Source organism: Streptomyces sp. NPDC059567 (assembly GCF_042735655.1).
In the GTDB taxonomy this organism is placed as follows: domain Bacteria; phylum Actinomycetota; class Actinomycetes; order Streptomycetales; family Streptomycetaceae; genus Streptomyces.
Window position 1 is genome coordinate 1 of record NZ_JBHWBS010000013.1, and the last position, 15,670, is coordinate 15,670.

Below are 15,670 nucleotides of genomic sequence, written 5' to 3' on the forward strand. Positions count from 1 at the left end.
TTCTCACTGTCCCCGGCCGCTCGGAGGGGGGGGGGGGGGGCGGGCGGCCTCGGGTTTCTCCGTCGTGCGTTCGCTCAGGAGCTCAGGAACCGGCGTCCCGCTCCCAGCGGTAGAAGCAGTGCGCCATGGCGTCCTTGGGGCTGCGCCATGTCTTCGGGTCGTACGCGCTGACGTACGCCGAGAGCTTCTCGCTGGTGTCCCGGAACTCCGGGTGCCCCGTCAGCTTCGCGATGGCGGGGGCCGGGTCCCGCTCGGACTCGATCAGGTGCAGATAGACGTCCCCGAACTGGAAGAGGCTGCGCCGGGTGACGCCGACCAGGTGCGGGAGTTCGCCGCGGTCGGAAGCGGCGAACACGTCGGCGATCGCCGGCGCCGAATCGGGTGCCATGCGGGCGACGATCAGGGCGTGGTGCATCGAGCGTCCTTCCTGGGTGTACGGGTGTACGGGGTACGGGTGTACGGGTCCGGACTGTGCGGGTGGGCGTCAGCCGGGCAGGACCGAAGCGCTCCGGCGGTCGCGGGCGACCTGCTCGATGCGGTCCCGGATGAGGGCCATCTGGGTGCGGGAGTTGCGGTTGATGTTGTCCGTCATCCAGTCGTCGTCGACCGGAGCGTCGGGCTTCATCGCGAAGTCCTGCACCCAGCGCATGTGGACGCCGGCCGGGGTCTCCTCGTACTCCCACCGGATGTCCATGTGCTCGAACGGTCCGGTCTCGACGCGGCGGGCGTTGACGGTCCGCTTGGGGCGGTCGACGGTGCGCTCCGACACCCAGCTCCAGACCTTCCCGGCCTCGTCCGGGTGCATGGTCAGGCGGAAGGTGGTGGAGTCGCCCTCGCGGGAGAGCACCTCGAGGGAGGCGTACTCGCTGAAGAGGTTCGGCCAGTTCTCGATGTCGTTGGTGATGTCCCAGACGAGGTCGAGCGGAGCGTCGATGGTGATGGTGTTGTCGGTGTGTCCGGACACGTCAGACTCCCGTCTTGAGCGTGTTGTTGACGAGAACGACGAACTCGGCGGGCGTCTTGCAGCGCTCCGCGTCGGTGGGCAGCGAGACGCTGTACCGGTTCTCCAGCTCGCCGACGATGCCGAGCAGGCCGAGCGAGTCGAGGCCGAGGGTACTGAAGGGCGCGTCCGGCGCCTTCTCGAGCTCCCGGGGGTCGACGGTGACTCCGGCCGCCTGCTTCATCAGTGAAGCGAGTTCGTCGAAGGTCAGTGCGGTGGTGATCATGTGTGTGCTTCTCCTTCCCGCCCGGTCCTACCGGGCGGAGTCGTCGCCGCGGCGCACGACCAGCGCCGCGTTGGATCCCATGAGTCCTCTGCTGAGGACGAGGGCCGTGCGCAGCTCGGCGGGGCGAGCGCGGGACATCACGAGGTCGAGGTCGTGGCTGATGTCGAACACGTTGGGGGTGGGGGGCACCAGGCCCTGTTCCATCGCGAAGACGGCGGCCGCGGTGTCGAGGACGGGCGCCCCGCAGTAGGCGCGGCCGATCCCGGTCTTGGGCGCCGTGACGGGTACGCGGGTGGCATGGGCTCCCAGGGCGTCGGCGATCGCCAGCGCTTCGGCTCGGTCCGCCTCCGGTACGCCCAGGGCGTCGGCGAAGACGACGTCGATCTCCTCCGGGGCGCACTGGGCCTCGTCGAGGGCGTCACGGACGGCGCGGGCGAGTCCCTCGCGGGACTCCTCCCAGCGGGTGGCACCGGTGAACGTGGCGCCATGGCCGGCCACGACGGCCCGGACGGCCGCTCCCCGGTCGCGGGCGCGGGTCTCGTCCTCCACGACGAGCATGGCGCCGCCCTCCGCCGGGACGAAGCCGCAGGCTCCCGCGGTGAAGGGGCGGTAGGCGCGGTCCGGGTCCTCGACGGTGCTGAGCTCGGGGTATCCGAGCTGGCAGACCATCGAGTACGGCGCGAGGGGTGCCTCGGCGGCGCCGACGATCATGGCACCCGTGCCGCGCCGTACGGCCCGTGCCGCGTGGGCGACGGAGTCCAGTCCGCCCGCCTCGTCGCTGGCGACCACTCCGCACGGCCCCTTGAAGCCGCTCCGGATGGAGATCTGGCCGGTGCTCGCGGCGTAGAACCAGGCGATGGACTGGTACGGGCCGACGAACTTGGAGCCCTGTCCCCACAGCTTCTGCAGCTCGCGCTGTCCGAACTCGCCGCCGCCGGACCCGGCGGCGGTGACCACCCCGATGTCGAAGGGCTCCTCGGGGTTGTCGCGGATGCCCGCGTCGTCGAGGGCCATCGAGGCCGCGGCCATGGCGTAGTGGCTGAACCGGTCGGTCTGGACGACGAAGCGCTCCTCGATGAGGGAGGAGGCGTCGAAGCCCCGGACCTCGCCCGCGACCTTCAGAGGCAGGTGCTCGCACCCCTCGCGGGTGATCCGGTCCAGAACGCCGAGCCCTTCCCGGACCGACTTCCAGTACGCCTCGGCGCTCAATCCGTTGGGGGCGATCACACCGATGCCGGTGACGACCGCGCGCCGTGGTCGGTGACTGCTCATCGTGACCTCCCTCCCGGCCCGGTCAGGAGGACCGCGGACTGGAAGCCGCCGAATCCGCTGCCCACGGAGAGCACGTTCCTCAGCTTCCGCGGGCGGGCGGTGCGCGGCACGTAGTCCAGGTCGCACTCGGGGTCGGGGGTCTCGTAGTTCGCCGTCGGGGGTACCACCTGGTGCTTCAGCGCGAGGACACAGGCGACGACCTCTATCGCGCCGATCGCGCCGAGCGAGTGCCCCACCATGGACTTGATGGAGCTCATGGGGGTGTCGTAGGCGTGGGCGCCCAGGGAGCGCTTCACGGCGGCGGTCTCGTGCCGGTCGTTCTGCCGGGTGCCCGAGCCGTGCGCGTTGACGTAGTCGATCAGCGTGGGGTCGAGCCGGGCCTGGTCGAGCGTGGAGTCGATCGCCCGGGCCATCTCGAGCCCCTCACCGGTCAGACCGGTCATGTGGTACGCGTTGCCGAAGGTGGCGTAGCCGCCGATCTCGCAGTAGATGTGCGCACCGCGGGCCCTGGCGTGTTCGTACTCCTCCAGGACGAGGACCGCCGCGCCTTCGCCCATGACGAACCCGTTGCGGTGGTCGTCGAAGGGCCGGGAGGCGTGCTCGGGGTCGTCGTTGTCGGGCGACGTCGCCTTGATGGCGTCGAAGCAGGCCATGGTGATCGGCGATATCGGCGAGTCCGACGCGCCGGCGATGCAGACGTCCGCCCGGCCTTCCTCGATGGTGTGGAAGGCGTAGCCGACGGCGTCGAGGCCGGAGGTGCAGCCGGTGGAGACGGTCTGCACCGGTCCCCGGGCTCCGAACTGTTCGGCCACGACCGAGGCGAGGGTGCTCGGCGAGAAGGCCATGTGCAGCTTCGGGTCGGCCACGCGATGGTCCACGTCCCACCGCTGCCCGCCCTCGCTGACCAGGACGTAGTCGTGTTCGAGCCGGGTGGTGCCGCCGACGGCGCTGCCCAGGGAGACGGCGACGCGCCAGGGGTCTTCCGTGTCGGTGTCGAGTCCGGAGTCGCGTACGGCTTCCCCGGCGGCGACCACGGCGAACTGGATGTACCGGTCGGCGTGTCGGCTCAGTTCCGGGTCCAGGCCGTGGGCCGTCGGGTCGAAGTCGCACTCGGCGGCTATGCGTGAGCGCAGGCCGGCCGGGTCGAACAGGGTGATGCCGCGGGTCGCGGTACGGCCGGCGGCGAGGAGGTCCCAGAACGCCTTCGCTCCGGTGCCGCCCGGAGCGACCACACCGATACCGGTGACGGCCACTCGCCGGGTCACTCGATGGCCCCGCTTCGCTCGGACACCTGAGCCGGGTCGTGCACGGTCAGGTGCGGCCCCGCCGCGGCGAGCTCGCCTTCCTCGGTGACCTCGGTGTCGACGTGGCCGAGGCTCGGTCGCGGGGCGAGCGGGCCCAGGTGGAAGACCATGCGGGCCTCCACGTCACCGACGTTGCGGAACCGGTGCCGCATGTCGATGGGGATCAGGAGGCCCTGGTCGGGCTGGAGCCCGAACGTCTCGCCGTCCAGGTCCACTTCGAGCGCGCCCGAGACGACGTACACGAACTCCTCGGAGTACGGGTGGTAGTGCTCACCGATGCGCTCGCCGGGCTGGACGATCGCCAGGCCCATGAAGCCGCTGGTGGAACCCACGGTGGCCGGCGTGAGCATGGCCCGCAGGTCACCCCCGCGCCTGCGGTTGGGTTCCGTCTCGCTCAGGGTCACGATGCGAGGACGCTGCTTGAGCATGGTTGTTACCTCCGGTGTGGAAGTGGCGTGCGGGGTGAACGGCCGCGGCCGGGGCCACGGCCGCACGTCAGGAATCCGCCGAGCTGCGGTCGGTGATGGGCAGCATGTCGGCGTGCGACAGGAGGCGGTTGATGTTGCGCTCCGTCTCCAGGGAGCCCTCGACGCCGATCGCGGCACCGTCGAGGAGTCGTTCCAGCTCGGCGGCGGTCCCGGGGCCCTTGAGGCCCAGCGAGGCGACGGGGTCGGCGTCGAGCTCGCCGGTGAGGTCGACGAGGCGCACCACGATGTCGTCGCGCTGGAAGACGGTGCTGCCGTACACCGGGCTCTTCGGGTCGTCCGCCGCGGCCGCGTCCTGATGGGCGAGCAGCCGGGCCAGCTCCATCCCGCAGCCTTCCTTGGCCGGGTAGTACAGCGCGTGGCGCCGCACGTCGCCCGCTGCCGGCCGGCCGGACACCACATGGTGGACGGCCGGGAGCGCGGCCCGGGTGAAGAAGACGCGTGCCGATTCGGGGTCGGTCAGATCCCGGTCCTGCTCCAGGTACGGGTTGATGGCCTCCTCGACCGCTCGCACCTCGGGCTGACGGGCGACGTGGCGCAGCGCCGCGAGGAGATCGCCCTCCACTTCCACGGCCCGTACGACGCGGTTGCCGTGCATGAAGAGCGAGGTGCGGCGCAGCCGCGTGTTCTCGTCGACCTGGGCCTTGGGCGACTTGTACCCGGCCAGGAGCTCCGCGACCTTCGACTCGGAGCCCGGCTTGACGGTGAAGGTGAGGGCGTGGCGTGCCACACCGTCACCGACACGGGCGGCCACCTGCTGACGCGACGACGCCCCCTCGGGCGTGAGCGGCTGACGGGGACCGGTCTCCCTCAGGATGCTGTAGCGCATCGACCGGGTGTCCCGGACGCAGCTGTGCATCGGCTTGACGGTTTCGACGTGCTCCTCGCTGTTCACCCAGGCGAGGAACGGCGGAGCGCTCTCCCACTCGCTGGTGATGAGCCACTGCGAGGGGTTCTCGATGGACTGGCAGAGCTGGTCACTGATGTGACCGGGTACGGACGCGACCTGCTTGCACATGAGTTCGTACGCGTCCAGGAACTGCTGCTGAGCCCCTTCGTACAGGTCGAGCAGCAGGATCACCCGCAGCCTCGAGCCGTCGAACGCCGACTGCGAAATGCGTCCCGAGATGGACATCCAGCGCACCTCTTTCTCTTCCGCGAGGAGGGTCGGGGAGGACCGCCGTGCCCGAAAGCCCGGAGTCGTCATGTGCCGATCGTTGGCGCGCGCCGCGATCCGCGCGAGCCCCACGGGGCGGATGAGTGAACTGCGCGTTCATTCGGGTGCCCCGCACGCGCGAACCGGTCCGTAGGGGGCATGCATCTGCATTCCACCCCTGGCATGCGTCGCAGGCGACGCTGGAGGCGATCAATGAACCGAATCGAAGAAGCCGGCGAAGTCGGTCACCGCACGCCCGTCCTCATCGTCGGCGGCTCGCTGGTAGGCCTTTCCACCTCGCTGTTCCTGGGGCGTCTCGGCGTTCCTCACACGCTCGTCGAACGGCACCGGGGCACCTCGTTCCACCCCCGCGGGCGCGGCAACAACGTGCGCACGATGGAGGTGTTCCGTGGCGCCGGTGTCGAGGAGCGCATCCGCGATGCCGCGTCCGTCCTGGCGCGGAACAACGGCATCCTGCAGACACCGAGCCTGGTGGGCGATGTCGGCGAGTGGCTGTTCAAGGAGATCGACCCCGGCGGCGGGGTCGCCCGGTTCAGCCCCGCCGGATGGTGCCTCTGCAGCCAGAACGATCTCGAGCCGGTGCTCCTGGAGAGCGCTCGCGAGCTCGGCGGGGATCTGCGGTACTCCACCGAGCTGATGTCGTTCGAGCAGGACGCCGAGGGGGTGACCGCCCAGGTCAAGAGCCGTGACACGGGCGAGCACCTCACGATCCGCGCGGACTATCTCGTCGCGGCGGACGGCCCGCGCAGCCCCGTTCGCGAACGGCTCGGCATCGGGCACAACGGCCCGGGCGACCTGTTCCACAACGTGAGCATCACCTTCGTCTCCCGGGGTCTCGCGGACATCGTCGGCGACCGGCGCTTCGTCGTCTGCTATCTGACGAACCCGGAGGCCGACGGGGCCCTGCTGCCGGTCGACAACCAGGAGCGCTGGGTCTTCCACGCGCCCTGGCACCCCGAGACCGGCGAGACGGAGGAGGAGTTCACCGACGAACGCTGCAGGGACCACATCCGGCGGGCCGTGGGAGTGCCTGATCTCGATGTGGAGATCACGGGCAGAGCGCCCTGGCACGCGGCCGAGAGGGTCGCCGCACGGTACGCGGACGGCCGGGTGTTCCTCGCCGGTGACTCGGCCCACGAGATGTCGCCCACCGGGGCGTTCGGCTCCAACACCGGTATCCAGGACGCGCACAACCTGGCCTGGAAGCTGGCGGCCGTCCTCGGCGGATGGGCGGGCCCGGGCCTGCTGGAGACCTACGACGCGGAGCGCAGGCCCGTCGCCGAGGCGACGAGCTCCCGCGCCTCGTCACGTTCGGTCGAGCACAGCCACCCCGGGTACGCACCCTCCCCCGAAGCCTCCGGCGGCGGGGGAAGGAAGGGCGGGATCCTCAACGTGGCGCTGGGCTACCGCTACCCCCAGGGCGCGGTCCAGGGTGCCGACCGGGAGGTTCCGGTCGTCCCCGACGGGCTGCGGTTGACGGGCGAGCCCGGCAGCCGGGCGCCCCACATGTGGCTGGACCGCGCCGGCGACCGTGTCTCCACCCTCGACCTGTACGAGCGGTCCCTGGTGCTCCTGAGTGCCGCGGGCGGCGCCGGTATGTGGCACACCGCGGCGAAGCGCGTCGCGGAGCAGCTGTCGGTGCCGGTCGACTCGTACCGCATCGGTGACGGGTCCGACGCGGAGCTGTCCCCGGAGGGCGAAGCGGACTGGGCGGAACTCCACGGCGTGACCGCGGACGGTGCGGTCCTCGTCCGCCCCGACGGGTTCGTCGCCTGGCGGTCGGAAGGTGCGGTCGCGGACCCCGGGGCGACGTTGCGCAAGGTCCTCGCGGCGGTCCTGGACCGGGAGTGACCGCTTCCTCGTCGCCCGTACGCCGGCCGTCCGGGGCGCCCTGAAGCCGGGGCGCTCCGGACGGCCGGCGCGTTCGGTCGGCCGGGTCACCCGGACTGCCGCAGTGCCTTCGTGAGCAGGATGCCGACCACGATCAGGGCCGCGCCCGGCCACCAGACGTCGTCGAAGATCAGGACGGCGATCCCGATGGGGACGAGCAGCCCGGCGAGCGGGACGAACATTCCGGACAGGCTCGGCGGGTCCGGTCCCGGCCGGCCCGCCGCGCGGCGGGCGCGGGCCCGGGCGACGTCCGGGTACCAGTCGGTGAAGCGCAGGGCCACGATGATCGCGAGGGTTGGATGATCCAACCCGTCCAAATGTTGTTCGGGTTGCGCAGCACCAGGTCGCCGTACCCGCCCGCGAGGCCCGCTCCTACTCCTGGCGCAGGCTCATGACCAGGTCCCTCGGCAGTCCATGGGTGTCGTGGAGGTAGTGGAAGTCGTCCTCTCCGAGCGAGCCTTGGAAGCGGGGACGGGTCAGCACCTGCCGGCCGCGGTCGAGGAGCCGCCCGAACCGCCCTTGCTCGTCGAGCAGTACGCGACGGACGTCGCGGGGGTCCATCGGCTGCCGGAAGTGGTCGAGGGTGTGCTCGATCAGCTCGACCGGCAGCTCTTCGAGGCTTCGTGACGGATCGTCCCGCCACAGCACGGTGAGCACCCTGCGCACCAGGCGGCGCAGTACATAGCCGCGTCCGGTGTTGCTCGGGCGCACCCCGTCGCCGAGGATCACCATGGCCGAGCGCAGGTGGTCGTAGACCAGGCGCAGCGAGGTCTCCTCCAGGGGCCACATCGGGGGTACGAGGCGGCGCCAGGGGTCGAAGACGTCGCCTTCGTACACGGACGATCTGCCCTGCAGCAGCGAGGCGAGCCGCTCCAGGCCGAGCCCCGTGTCGATGTTGCGCCGGGGAAGCGGCACGAGGGAGCCGTCGTCGAGGCGGCGGTGACGCATCATCACGTGGTTCCACACCTCGACCCAGCGGTCGTCCTGGGTGGGCGTCGACCGGGGTGGGGTGTCGCCGCTCCACAGGAAGATCTCCGAGTCGGGGCCGCACGGACCGGTCGGCCCGTTGGACCACCAGTTGTCCTCCACGGTGAGCTCCACGGGGACGCCCCGGCTCTGCCAGAACTCCAGGGAGGAGGTGTCCGGGCCGGTCCGGTCGTCTCCGCCGTAGACCGTGGCATGCAGGAGGCCCGGATCGACGCCCAGGCCCTCGGTGAGCAGCCCGTATCCCCAGTCGAGACTCTCCGGGCCCTCGTAGTCGCCGAGCGACCACGTGCCGAGCATCTCGAAGACGGTCAGATGGGTGGGATCGCCGACCTCCTCCAGATCCGTGGTGCGCAGACAGCGCTGTACGTTGACCAGCCGCCCGCCCAGCGGATGAGGACGCCCTTCGAGGTACGGGGTGAGCGGATGCATCCCGGAGGTGGTGAAGAGCACGGGGTCACCGGGTGGTGGCAGGAGCGTCGAGCCGGTGACGCGGCGGTGGCCGCGCTCCTCGAAGTACTCGACGAAGGTTCGGACGATCTGGTCGGTCTTCATGGGGATGACTCCTTCGCGTGACTGCAAGGGAGGCACCGGAGAACGGGCCGGCTCGGTCGTCGACCGGGGCTGGGACGCCACAAGAGAACACCGGCGGGCCGTTTCCGGTCGCCGGTGGGAAGGGAGAAGGTCAGGCGGCGGCAACCGGCGAGCTGGTCGCTCGCGCGGTCGCGGTGGTGCTTCGGCCGGTGACGTTCATGCGATCGATCATAACGCGGCGCGCTGTCGCGCACCCGGATTTATCCGTGGGCGAGCAGGCGGTGGGCCGACCGCACGGGCCTGTACGGGTGAACTGGATCGTGACCTCTGTCGACCGGGGCACAGTCGGCCGAAGACAGGGAGGGAGCCGTACACCGACCACGGAGGCATCATGCGCCGCGTCACCGCCGACACCACTCCCGAGTACCTCAAGCGAACGGCCCCTCCGGTCCGTGAACGCCTGGCCGCCGCCACACAGCTGGAGAACTTCCTGGCCGGTGCCGGCGCGCTCACCCTGGAGCAGCGGATGCTCCTCGTCGATCAGGCCCTGGTGCTGATCGAGCAGAACTACGTACATCTGCCGCTGAAGATGGCGATGCACGCGGTCAACCCCGTACAGCGGCTGCGTCTCATCCGGCGGCAGCTGGAGCAGCAGACGGCGGACACGATGCCGCCGGAGTGGGTCTTCCACGCGGAGATGGCCACGGTCTTCCACTCGGTCCGTGACCTGCACACCAACTACCAGCTGCCCGCGCCGTTCGCCAACAAGATCGCCTTTCTTCCCTTCCGGGTCGAGGAGTGCGCCGACGGCTCGAAGCCGCGGTTCGTGGTCACCCGCATCACCCAGGGCTTCTCCGCCCCGGGCTTCGAACGGGGCGTCGAGATCACCCACTGGAGCGGAATCCCCATCGAGCAGGCCGTCGAGCTCAACGCCGCCCGGTTCGCCGGGAGCAACGCGGCGGCGCGCCGCAGCCGAGGGGTGCAGTCGCTGACGGTCCGCTCGCTCTCGGCGCATCTGCCTCCGTTCGAGGAGTGGGTGACCGTCAGCTACACCGGCTCCGACGGTACGGCGCGCGAGCTGCGCGAGAACTGGCAGATCGTGGAGAACCTCCCGCCGATGGCCGGTCCGACCGGTGAGGCCGCGCTCGTCATGGGCGTGGACCACGAGGCCGACGAGATCAGCCGGGCCAATCTCATGCTCTTCGCCCCGCACATCATCGAGCAGCAACAGGCCGTGGATTCGGGAGAATCCCCCGCCGTCGCGGCGGACGAGGTCGTGAGCATGATGCCGAAGGTCTTCACGGCCCGCACCGTCCAGACGCCGTCGGGCACCTTCGGTCACATCCGCATCCACACCTTCAGCGTCGACAATGCCGGCGCCTTCGTCGGGGAGTTCGTCAGGCTCCTCGGCCTGCTGCCCCAGAACGGTCTGGTCGTCGACGTACGCGACAACGGCGGCGGCCTGGTCTGGGCGTCGGAGCTCACCCTGCAGACCCTGACACCGCGCCGGATCACGCCGGAGCCGTTCCAGTTCATCAACACGCCTCTCAATCTGCGCATCTGCCGCAGCAGCCCGAGCCTCAGCCCCTGGGTGAAGTCGATGGAGCAGGCGATCGAGATCGGGGCCGCCTTCTCCGCCGCCCTGCCCCTCACGCCGGAGGCCCTCGCCAACGACATCGGGCAGCAGTACTTCGGCCCGGTCGTCCTCATCACCAACGCCCGCTGCTACTCCGCCACCGACATGTTCGCCGCCGGCTTCCAGGACCACCGGATCGGCACCGTGCTCGGCACCGACGACAACACCGGAGCGGGCGGCGCGAACGTCTGGGCGCAGGGCGACATCATCAGGTTCTTCCCGATCACCTCCTCGCCGTACCGACCCCTGCCCAACGAGGCGGGGATGCGCGTGGCGATCCGTCGGTCCCTGCGGGTCGGCGACCGGGCCGGTACGCCCCTGGAGGACCTCGGCGTCGTACCGGACGTACGCCACCGGATGACCCGCCGAGACCTCCTGGAGGCCAACGCCGACCTCATGGCGCGCGCCGGAGAACTCCTCAAGGCGCAACCCGTACGGGAGTTGACCATCACCGACGCCACCCGCGCCGACGGCTCACTCCGCCTGACGCTCAGGACGGCCAACGTCGACCGCGTGGACGTCTTCCTCGACCAGCGCCCCCGCACCTCCGTGGACATCCCCGACGGCCAGGGCGAGGTGCACGTGCCGGGGGCCACGGCGGCCCTGACGGTCCGCGTGGACGGTTTCGCCGACGGCGAGCTCGTCGCCAGCCGCACCGAGCGGCTGTAGGACGCGAGAGGAGCGGCCGGGCGGGAACGGAAGGCGGCAGGGGCCGGGAGCGGGCCTCACCGCCGCCGCTTCCCCCGGACGCACCGCCCGCCTCGTGCGGCGGAGCGACGGGCGTTAGCGTCTCCTTACGGGGCGGGATGATCACCGTCACCCGTAAGGGGATCGCCGATGACGAACGAAGCCCCATCCCCGGCAGGACCAGGGGACGACGCCGGAGTCGAAGGCGAAGTCGACGTTGTCGTGGTCGGCTCGGGCTTCGGCGGCTCCGTCGCCGCGTACCGGCTCGCCGCCGGTGGCCGGTCCGTGGTCGTTCTGGAGCGCGGCAAACCGTACCCGCCCGGCAGCTTCCCCCGCACACCCGCCGGCATGGCCCGCAACTTCTGGGATCCCAGCGAGGGCCTGCACGGGCTGTTCGACATCTGGTCGTTCCGCGGCCTGGAGGGGGTCGTCTCCAGCGGCCTCGGCGGCGGATCGCTGATCTACGCCAACGTCCTGCTACGCAAGGACGAGAAGTGGTTCGTCCATGAATCGCCGCTGCCCGGCGGAGGGTACGAGAACTGGCCGATCAGCCGCCGCGACCTCGATCCGCACTACGCCGACGTCGAGAAGATGCTCGGCGCCACGCCGTACCCCTACCAGGACACGCCGAAGACCGTCGCGATGCGGGAGGCCGCGGAGCTGCTGGACCTTCGGGTGTCCCGGCCTCCGCTGGCCGTCTCGTTCGCCTCCGGGCCCGACGAGTCACCCGTCCCCGGCGCTCCCCTGCCCGAGCCAGAGTACGGCAACATCCACGGCCTGCCGCGGGAGACCTGCCGGCTGACCGGCGAATGCGACGTCGGCTGCAACCTGGGTGCCAAGAACACCCTCGACCACACGTATCTGTCGGCCGCGCGTCACCACGGCGCCGACATCCGTACCCGCTGCGAGGTACGCGGCCTCACACCCCGGCCCGGTGGCGGCTACGAGGTCAGCTACGTCGTCCACGACCCGGCCCGCGAGGGTCACCGCACCCCGACCGGTCGGCTGTCGCTGCACCGGATCCACTGCAAGCGGCTGGTCCTGGCCGCCGGCGCGTTCGGATCGACGTACCTGCTCCTGCGCAACCGCTCCGCGCTGCGCGGCATCAGTCCGGCTCTCGGCAACCGGTTCTGCGGCAACGGCGATCTGCTCGGTCTCGTCCTCAAGGCGACCCGCGGCTCCGCGGGAAGCGGGCCGCGGAAGCTGGCGAGCAGCACGGGACCGGTGATCACCAGCGCCATCCGCGTCGGCGACGAACTCGACGAGGACGGCTCGACGGGACGCGGCTACTACGTCGAGGACGCCGGCTACCCGGCCTTCGTGGACTGGCTCGCCGAAGTGTCACAGGTGCCGGGAAGCGTCCGCCGTACGGCGGGGTTCGGCCTCCACCGGCTGCGGTCCCGGCTCGGTCTCACCCCGCAGAGCAACATCAGCAGCCGGCTCGCCGGCCTCCTCGGGCCGGGAGTCTTCTCCGACTCGGCGCTGCCGCTCCTCGGCATGGGACGGGACCTCCCGGACGGCCGCATGAGCCTGCGCCGGGGCTACCTCGACATCGACTGGACCACGCTCACCTCGCGCCGCTACTTCGACCGCGTGCGGCGGACGATGGCCGACGTGGCCGAGGCGCTCGGCGGCGAGTTCCTCGACAACCCGCTGTGGTGGACCCGCCGCGTGATCACCGTGCACCCGCTCGGCGGCGCGCCGATGGGCCGTCACCCCGCGGAAGGCGTCTGCGACTCGTACGGCGAGGTCTTCGGCCATCCGGGTCTCTACGTGCTCGACGGCGCCGCGCTGCCCGGACCCGTCGGCGCGAACCCGTCGCTCACCATCGCCGCCTTCGCCGACCGCGCCTGCCACCGCATCCTCGAACAGCCCCTCGCGCCGCGGGCCGCGGCGGCGCCGGCGGTGGCGGGAGCCGCGCTGACGGACGGCGAGCGGCCCACCAGTCTGTCCTTCACCGAGGAGATGAAGGGGCACATCGCGCTCGACGTCGCCGACCCGCACGAGGGGCAGGCGCTCGGCCGTGCGCGGAACCAGCGTCTGATGTTCCGTCTCACGATCACCGCCGAGGACGTCGACCGGTTCGTCGCGGATCCCCTGCACCAGGCCGGAGCGACCGGGCATGTCGAGTGCGACGTGCTCGGCGGCCGACTGCCCGTCGAGACCGGCTGGTTCAACCTGTTCACCCGCGACGACGACCCGAGCCGGCGCCGGATGCTGTACCGCCTGCACCTGCGCGACCCGGGCGGGAATCCGCTCACGCTGGTCGGGCACAAGGAGGTGCACGACGACCCCGGGTTCGACATCTGGAGCGACACCTCGACTCTCTACGTCCGTATGCTCGCCGGACATGTGTCGGCGGAGGGTGAGGCCGACGCCCCGCTGCTCGGCGCGGGCATCATCGTCATCCTCGCCGGGGACTTCGCCCAGCAGCTCACGACGTTCCGTGCCTCGGGGCCGCATCCCGCGCGGGCGCTGCAGAGCTTCGGCCGCCTCTTCCTGGGCGAGCTGTGGGATGTCTACGGGTCCCATTTCACGCCGGCCGGGGAGCGCGCGTGAAGGTACGCGAGCTGCGGGAGCATGCCAAGGAACTCGACTTCACCCCCCAGGAACAGGTGCGGTGGCTGGCGCCCAGGCAACTGGCCCGTACGGCGGTCAAGGCCGTGCTGGCGGCCGTGTTCGCCGGCTACTCGGACAAGCGGGAGGTCCAGGAGGTGCTCGACGCGGACCTCCTGGAGGCCCCGTGCGGGCAGCCCGACGCTCGGGAGATCTGGATCGACTACGTGGCCGACGTCGGCGACGGCTTCGACGCGACGAGCTCGGTGGCGTGGACGCTCGCCGAGGAGGAACTCCTCGTCCCGCGGGCCATCGAGGGGACGGACGCCTCCCCGGCCGTCGGCGACCTTCGGCTGAGACGTGGCTCCCTGCTCGTCCTCGGCGGCGACGAGGTGTATCCGGCGGCCTCGGCGACGGCGTACGAGGACCGTATGAAGGGTCCGTACCGCGCCGCCCTGCCCAAGGCGGCCGACCCGCCGCTGATGGTCGCGCTGCCGGGGAACCACGACTGGTACGACGGCCTGACCGCCTTCCTTCGCATGTTCACCCAGCAGCGGCCGATCGGCGGCTGGCAGACCCGGCAGACCCGCAGCTACTTCTGTGTGCGCCTGCCCGAACGCTGGTGGCTCGTGGGCCTGGACAGCCAGCTGGGTTCGTACTTCGACGACCCTCAGCTGCGCTACTTCGAGAAGCACCTGTCGGCGAACCTGGAGCCCGGCGACGGTGTGATCGTCTGCTCCGCCGAGCCGACCTGGCTGGAGAGCGTGGAGACGAACGCCGACGCCTTCAACGCCCTGCACTGGTTCGACCGCAACATGATCCGCACCCGGGCCGTTCCCGGCTCCAAGAGGCGCGTACCGACACACGCGTCCGTCCGGCTGTGGCTGACCGGCGACCACCACCACTACGCCCGGTACGCCGAACGCCTCCCCGGTGACCCGCCCGGCACCGGAGTCCCGGCACCGGACTCGCGGCGGCGCCAGATGGTGACCAGCGGGATGGGCGGCGCGTATCTGGCGGCGACCCACCGGCTGCCCGCGGTGCTGCCGTTGCCGCCTCCCGGCTCGCGGCTGCGTGAGAAGGACCCCCCGGTGGCGTTCGCGCGGATGGGGAGGACGTATCCGGACGCGGAGGAGTCCCGCCGGCTCGCCCGGGGCATCGCCGTGCCGTGGTCGGGGCGCTGGCTGCCGTGGCGCAACCTCGGCTTCGCCAAGCTGGCCGCCGGCCTGCATGCCGGTCTCTTCCTTCTGCTGTGCTTCCTGTTCGCCCTGGCGGAGGGCGTGCTGCGGCCCGTCGACGCGGTGCGCCGGGCGGGCCTCGACGACTTCTGGGGCTTCGGCGCGGTGTGCCTCGGCGTGGCCGCGGCACTGTTCGTGCTCGGGTTCCTCGGCCGGCTCCTCCGCCGGATTCTCCGCCGGCTTCGCCGCCGACGGGGGGCGGCCCCGCCGTCCGGGCCGGAGGTCGCGACGGCACGGACGGCACTCCCGCCGTCCGGGCCGGCGGTCGCGACGCTGTCCCAGGCGCTGGTCGCGCTCGCCGCGTTGGCCATCACCGTGGCGATTCCGTTCCCGCCCTCCTGGGACGGGTGGCTCGTCCTCCTCCTGTGCCTGGCCCTCGCCGCCTTCCTGGGCGCGTTCGTGGGCTCGGGTGTCTTCGCCCTGTGGGTGCTGTCCGCGAAGGGCGGCCAGGTCGCGGAGTGGCAGATGTCCGGCCAGTCCATCGAGGACCACAAGGGATTCCTCCGCCTGCGCATCGCGCCGGGCGGCGACCTCACCCTCTATCCGCTGGTCCTGAAGACGATCTGCCGTGACTGGGAGCTTCGCGACGAGCCGTCCGGCGGGAAGCGGCCCGTGCCCACCGGGAAGCCGGCCGTGCGGCTGATCGAGGATCCCGTCGTGATCTCCCGGGGAGCGTGAACG

Annotated in this window: 13 protein-coding genes; 4 read left to right on the plus strand and 9 right to left on the minus strand. The window is 71.1% G+C overall.

Going from position 1 to position 15,670, the window contains the following annotated elements; genetic code table 11:
- Positions 1 to 82: 82 nt before the first annotated feature.
- From ACFVZW_RS09160 to ACFVZW_RS09190, 7 genes are all read right to left on the minus strand, one after another.
- Positions 83 to 415 (minus strand): TcmI family type II polyketide cyclase, encoded by a 333-nt coding sequence (locus ACFVZW_RS09160; protein WP_329112802.1) that lies wholly within the window; start codon positions 413 to 415, stop codon positions 83 to 85.
- A 69-nt stretch (positions 416 to 484) separates the two neighbouring features.
- Positions 485 to 964, minus strand: a complete 480-nt coding sequence (locus ACFVZW_RS09165; RefSeq protein WP_384518965.1) for an SRPBCC family protein — start codon at positions 962 to 964, stop codon at positions 485 to 487.
- 1 nt (position 965) lies between these two features.
- Positions 966 to 1,226, minus strand: coding sequence for a phosphopantetheine-binding protein (locus ACFVZW_RS09170; protein ID WP_384518968.1), 261 nt, complete (start codon positions 1,224 to 1,226; stop codon positions 966 to 968).
- Between the two features lie 27 nt (positions 1,227 to 1,253).
- Complete coding sequence (locus tag ACFVZW_RS09175) at positions 1,254 to 2,498, minus strand: ketosynthase chain-length factor (RefSeq protein WP_384518971.1); 1,245 nt, start codon at positions 2,496 to 2,498, stop codon at positions 1,254 to 1,256.
- On the minus strand, positions 2,495 to 3,763 hold the full coding sequence (locus tag ACFVZW_RS09180) for a beta-ketoacyl-[acyl-carrier-protein] synthase family protein (protein WP_384518974.1): 1,269 nt from the start codon (positions 3,761 to 3,763) through the stop codon (positions 2,495 to 2,497). The genes ACFVZW_RS09175 and ACFVZW_RS09180 overlap by 4 nt, the downstream gene beginning before the upstream one ends.
- Positions 3,760 to 4,230: a cupin domain-containing protein gene (locus tag ACFVZW_RS09185; protein WP_384518977.1), complete on the minus strand. Its 471-nt coding sequence runs from the start codon at positions 4,228 to 4,230 to the stop codon at positions 3,760 to 3,762. The genes ACFVZW_RS09180 and ACFVZW_RS09185 overlap by 4 nt, the downstream gene beginning before the upstream one ends.
- A gap of 67 nt (positions 4,231 to 4,297) precedes the next feature.
- Positions 4,298 to 5,422: a SchA/CurD-like domain-containing protein gene (locus ACFVZW_RS09190; protein WP_384518979.1), complete on the minus strand. Its 1,125-nt coding sequence runs from the start codon at positions 5,420 to 5,422 to the stop codon at positions 4,298 to 4,300.
- A gap of 234 nt (positions 5,423 to 5,656) precedes the next feature.
- Here ACFVZW_RS09190 and ACFVZW_RS09195 point away from each other — a divergent pair, with 234 nt between their 5' ends.
- The gene (locus tag ACFVZW_RS09195) at positions 5,657 to 7,315 is read left to right on the plus strand and encodes an FAD-dependent oxidoreductase (RefSeq protein ID WP_384518982.1); all 1,659 of its coding nucleotides are present in this window, start codon (positions 5,657 to 5,659) and stop codon (positions 7,313 to 7,315) included.
- 86 nt (positions 7,316 to 7,401) lie between these two features.
- On the opposite strand, the gene ACFVZW_RS09200 is transcribed toward ACFVZW_RS09195, so the two are convergent.
- Both ACFVZW_RS09200 and ACFVZW_RS09205 read right to left on the minus strand, forming a co-directional pair.
- A complete protein-coding gene (locus tag ACFVZW_RS09200) occupies positions 7,402 to 7,662 on the minus strand; it encodes a hypothetical protein (protein ID WP_384518985.1) in 261 nt (86 codons plus the stop codon).
- Positions 7,663 to 7,726: 64 nt separating this feature from the next.
- Positions 7,727 to 8,893, minus strand: a complete 1,167-nt coding sequence (locus ACFVZW_RS09205; RefSeq protein WP_384518988.1) for an alanine--tRNA ligase-related protein — start codon at positions 8,891 to 8,893, stop codon at positions 7,727 to 7,729.
- A 370-nt stretch (positions 8,894 to 9,263) separates the two neighbouring features.
- Between ACFVZW_RS09205 and ACFVZW_RS09210 the strand changes: the two genes are divergently transcribed.
- From ACFVZW_RS09210 to ACFVZW_RS09220, 3 genes are all read left to right on the plus strand, one after another.
- Positions 9,264 to 11,177: a S41 family peptidase gene (locus tag ACFVZW_RS09210; RefSeq protein WP_384518991.1), complete on the plus strand. Its 1,914-nt coding sequence runs from the start codon at positions 9,264 to 9,266 to the stop codon at positions 11,175 to 11,177.
- A gap of 168 nt (positions 11,178 to 11,345) precedes the next feature.
- Complete coding sequence (locus ACFVZW_RS09215; RefSeq protein ID WP_384518993.1) at positions 11,346 to 13,754, plus strand: GMC family oxidoreductase; 2,409 nt, start codon at positions 11,346 to 11,348, stop codon at positions 13,752 to 13,754.
- Positions 13,751 to 15,667 carry a metallophosphoesterase family protein gene (locus tag ACFVZW_RS09220; RefSeq protein ID WP_384518996.1) on the plus strand — a complete coding sequence of 639 codons (1,917 nt, stop codon included), beginning with the start codon at positions 13,751 to 13,753 and terminating at the stop codon, positions 15,665 to 15,667. The genes ACFVZW_RS09215 and ACFVZW_RS09220 overlap by 4 nt, the downstream gene beginning before the upstream one ends.
- The last annotated feature ends 3 nt before the right edge of the window (positions 15,668 to 15,670 follow it).

Excerpts from the sequence above, each read along its gene's own strand:
- ACFVZW_RS09160 (WP_329112802.1), bottom strand. The coding sequence starts at position 415 with ATGCACCACGCCCTGATCGTCGCCCGCATGGCACCCGATTCGGCGCCG.
- ACFVZW_RS09170 (WP_384518968.1), bottom strand. The coding sequence starts at position 1,226 with ATGATCACCACCGCACTGACCTTCGACGAACTCGCTTCACTGATGAAG.
- ACFVZW_RS09175 (WP_384518971.1), bottom strand. The coding sequence starts at position 2,498 with ATGAGCAGTCACCGACCACGGCGCGCGGTCGTCACCGGCATCGGTGTG.
- ACFVZW_RS09185 (WP_384518977.1), bottom strand. The coding sequence starts at position 4,230 with ATGCTCAAGCAGCGTCCTCGCATCGTGACCCTGAGCGAGACGGAACCC.
- ACFVZW_RS09190 (WP_384518979.1), bottom strand. The coding sequence starts at position 5,422 with ATGTCCATCTCGGGACGCATTTCGCAGTCGGCGTTCGACGGCTCGAGG.
- ACFVZW_RS09195 (WP_384518982.1), top strand. The coding sequence starts at position 5,657 with ATGAACCGAATCGAAGAAGCCGGCGAAGTCGGTCACCGCACGCCCGTC.
- ACFVZW_RS09205 (WP_384518988.1), bottom strand. The coding sequence starts at position 8,893 with ATGAAGACCGACCAGATCGTCCGAACCTTCGTCGAGTACTTCGAGGAG.
- ACFVZW_RS09210 (WP_384518991.1), top strand. The coding sequence starts at position 9,264 with ATGCGCCGCGTCACCGCCGACACCACTCCCGAGTACCTCAAGCGAACG.
- ACFVZW_RS09215 (WP_384518993.1), top strand. The coding sequence starts at position 11,346 with ATGACGAACGAAGCCCCATCCCCGGCAGGACCAGGGGACGACGCCGGA.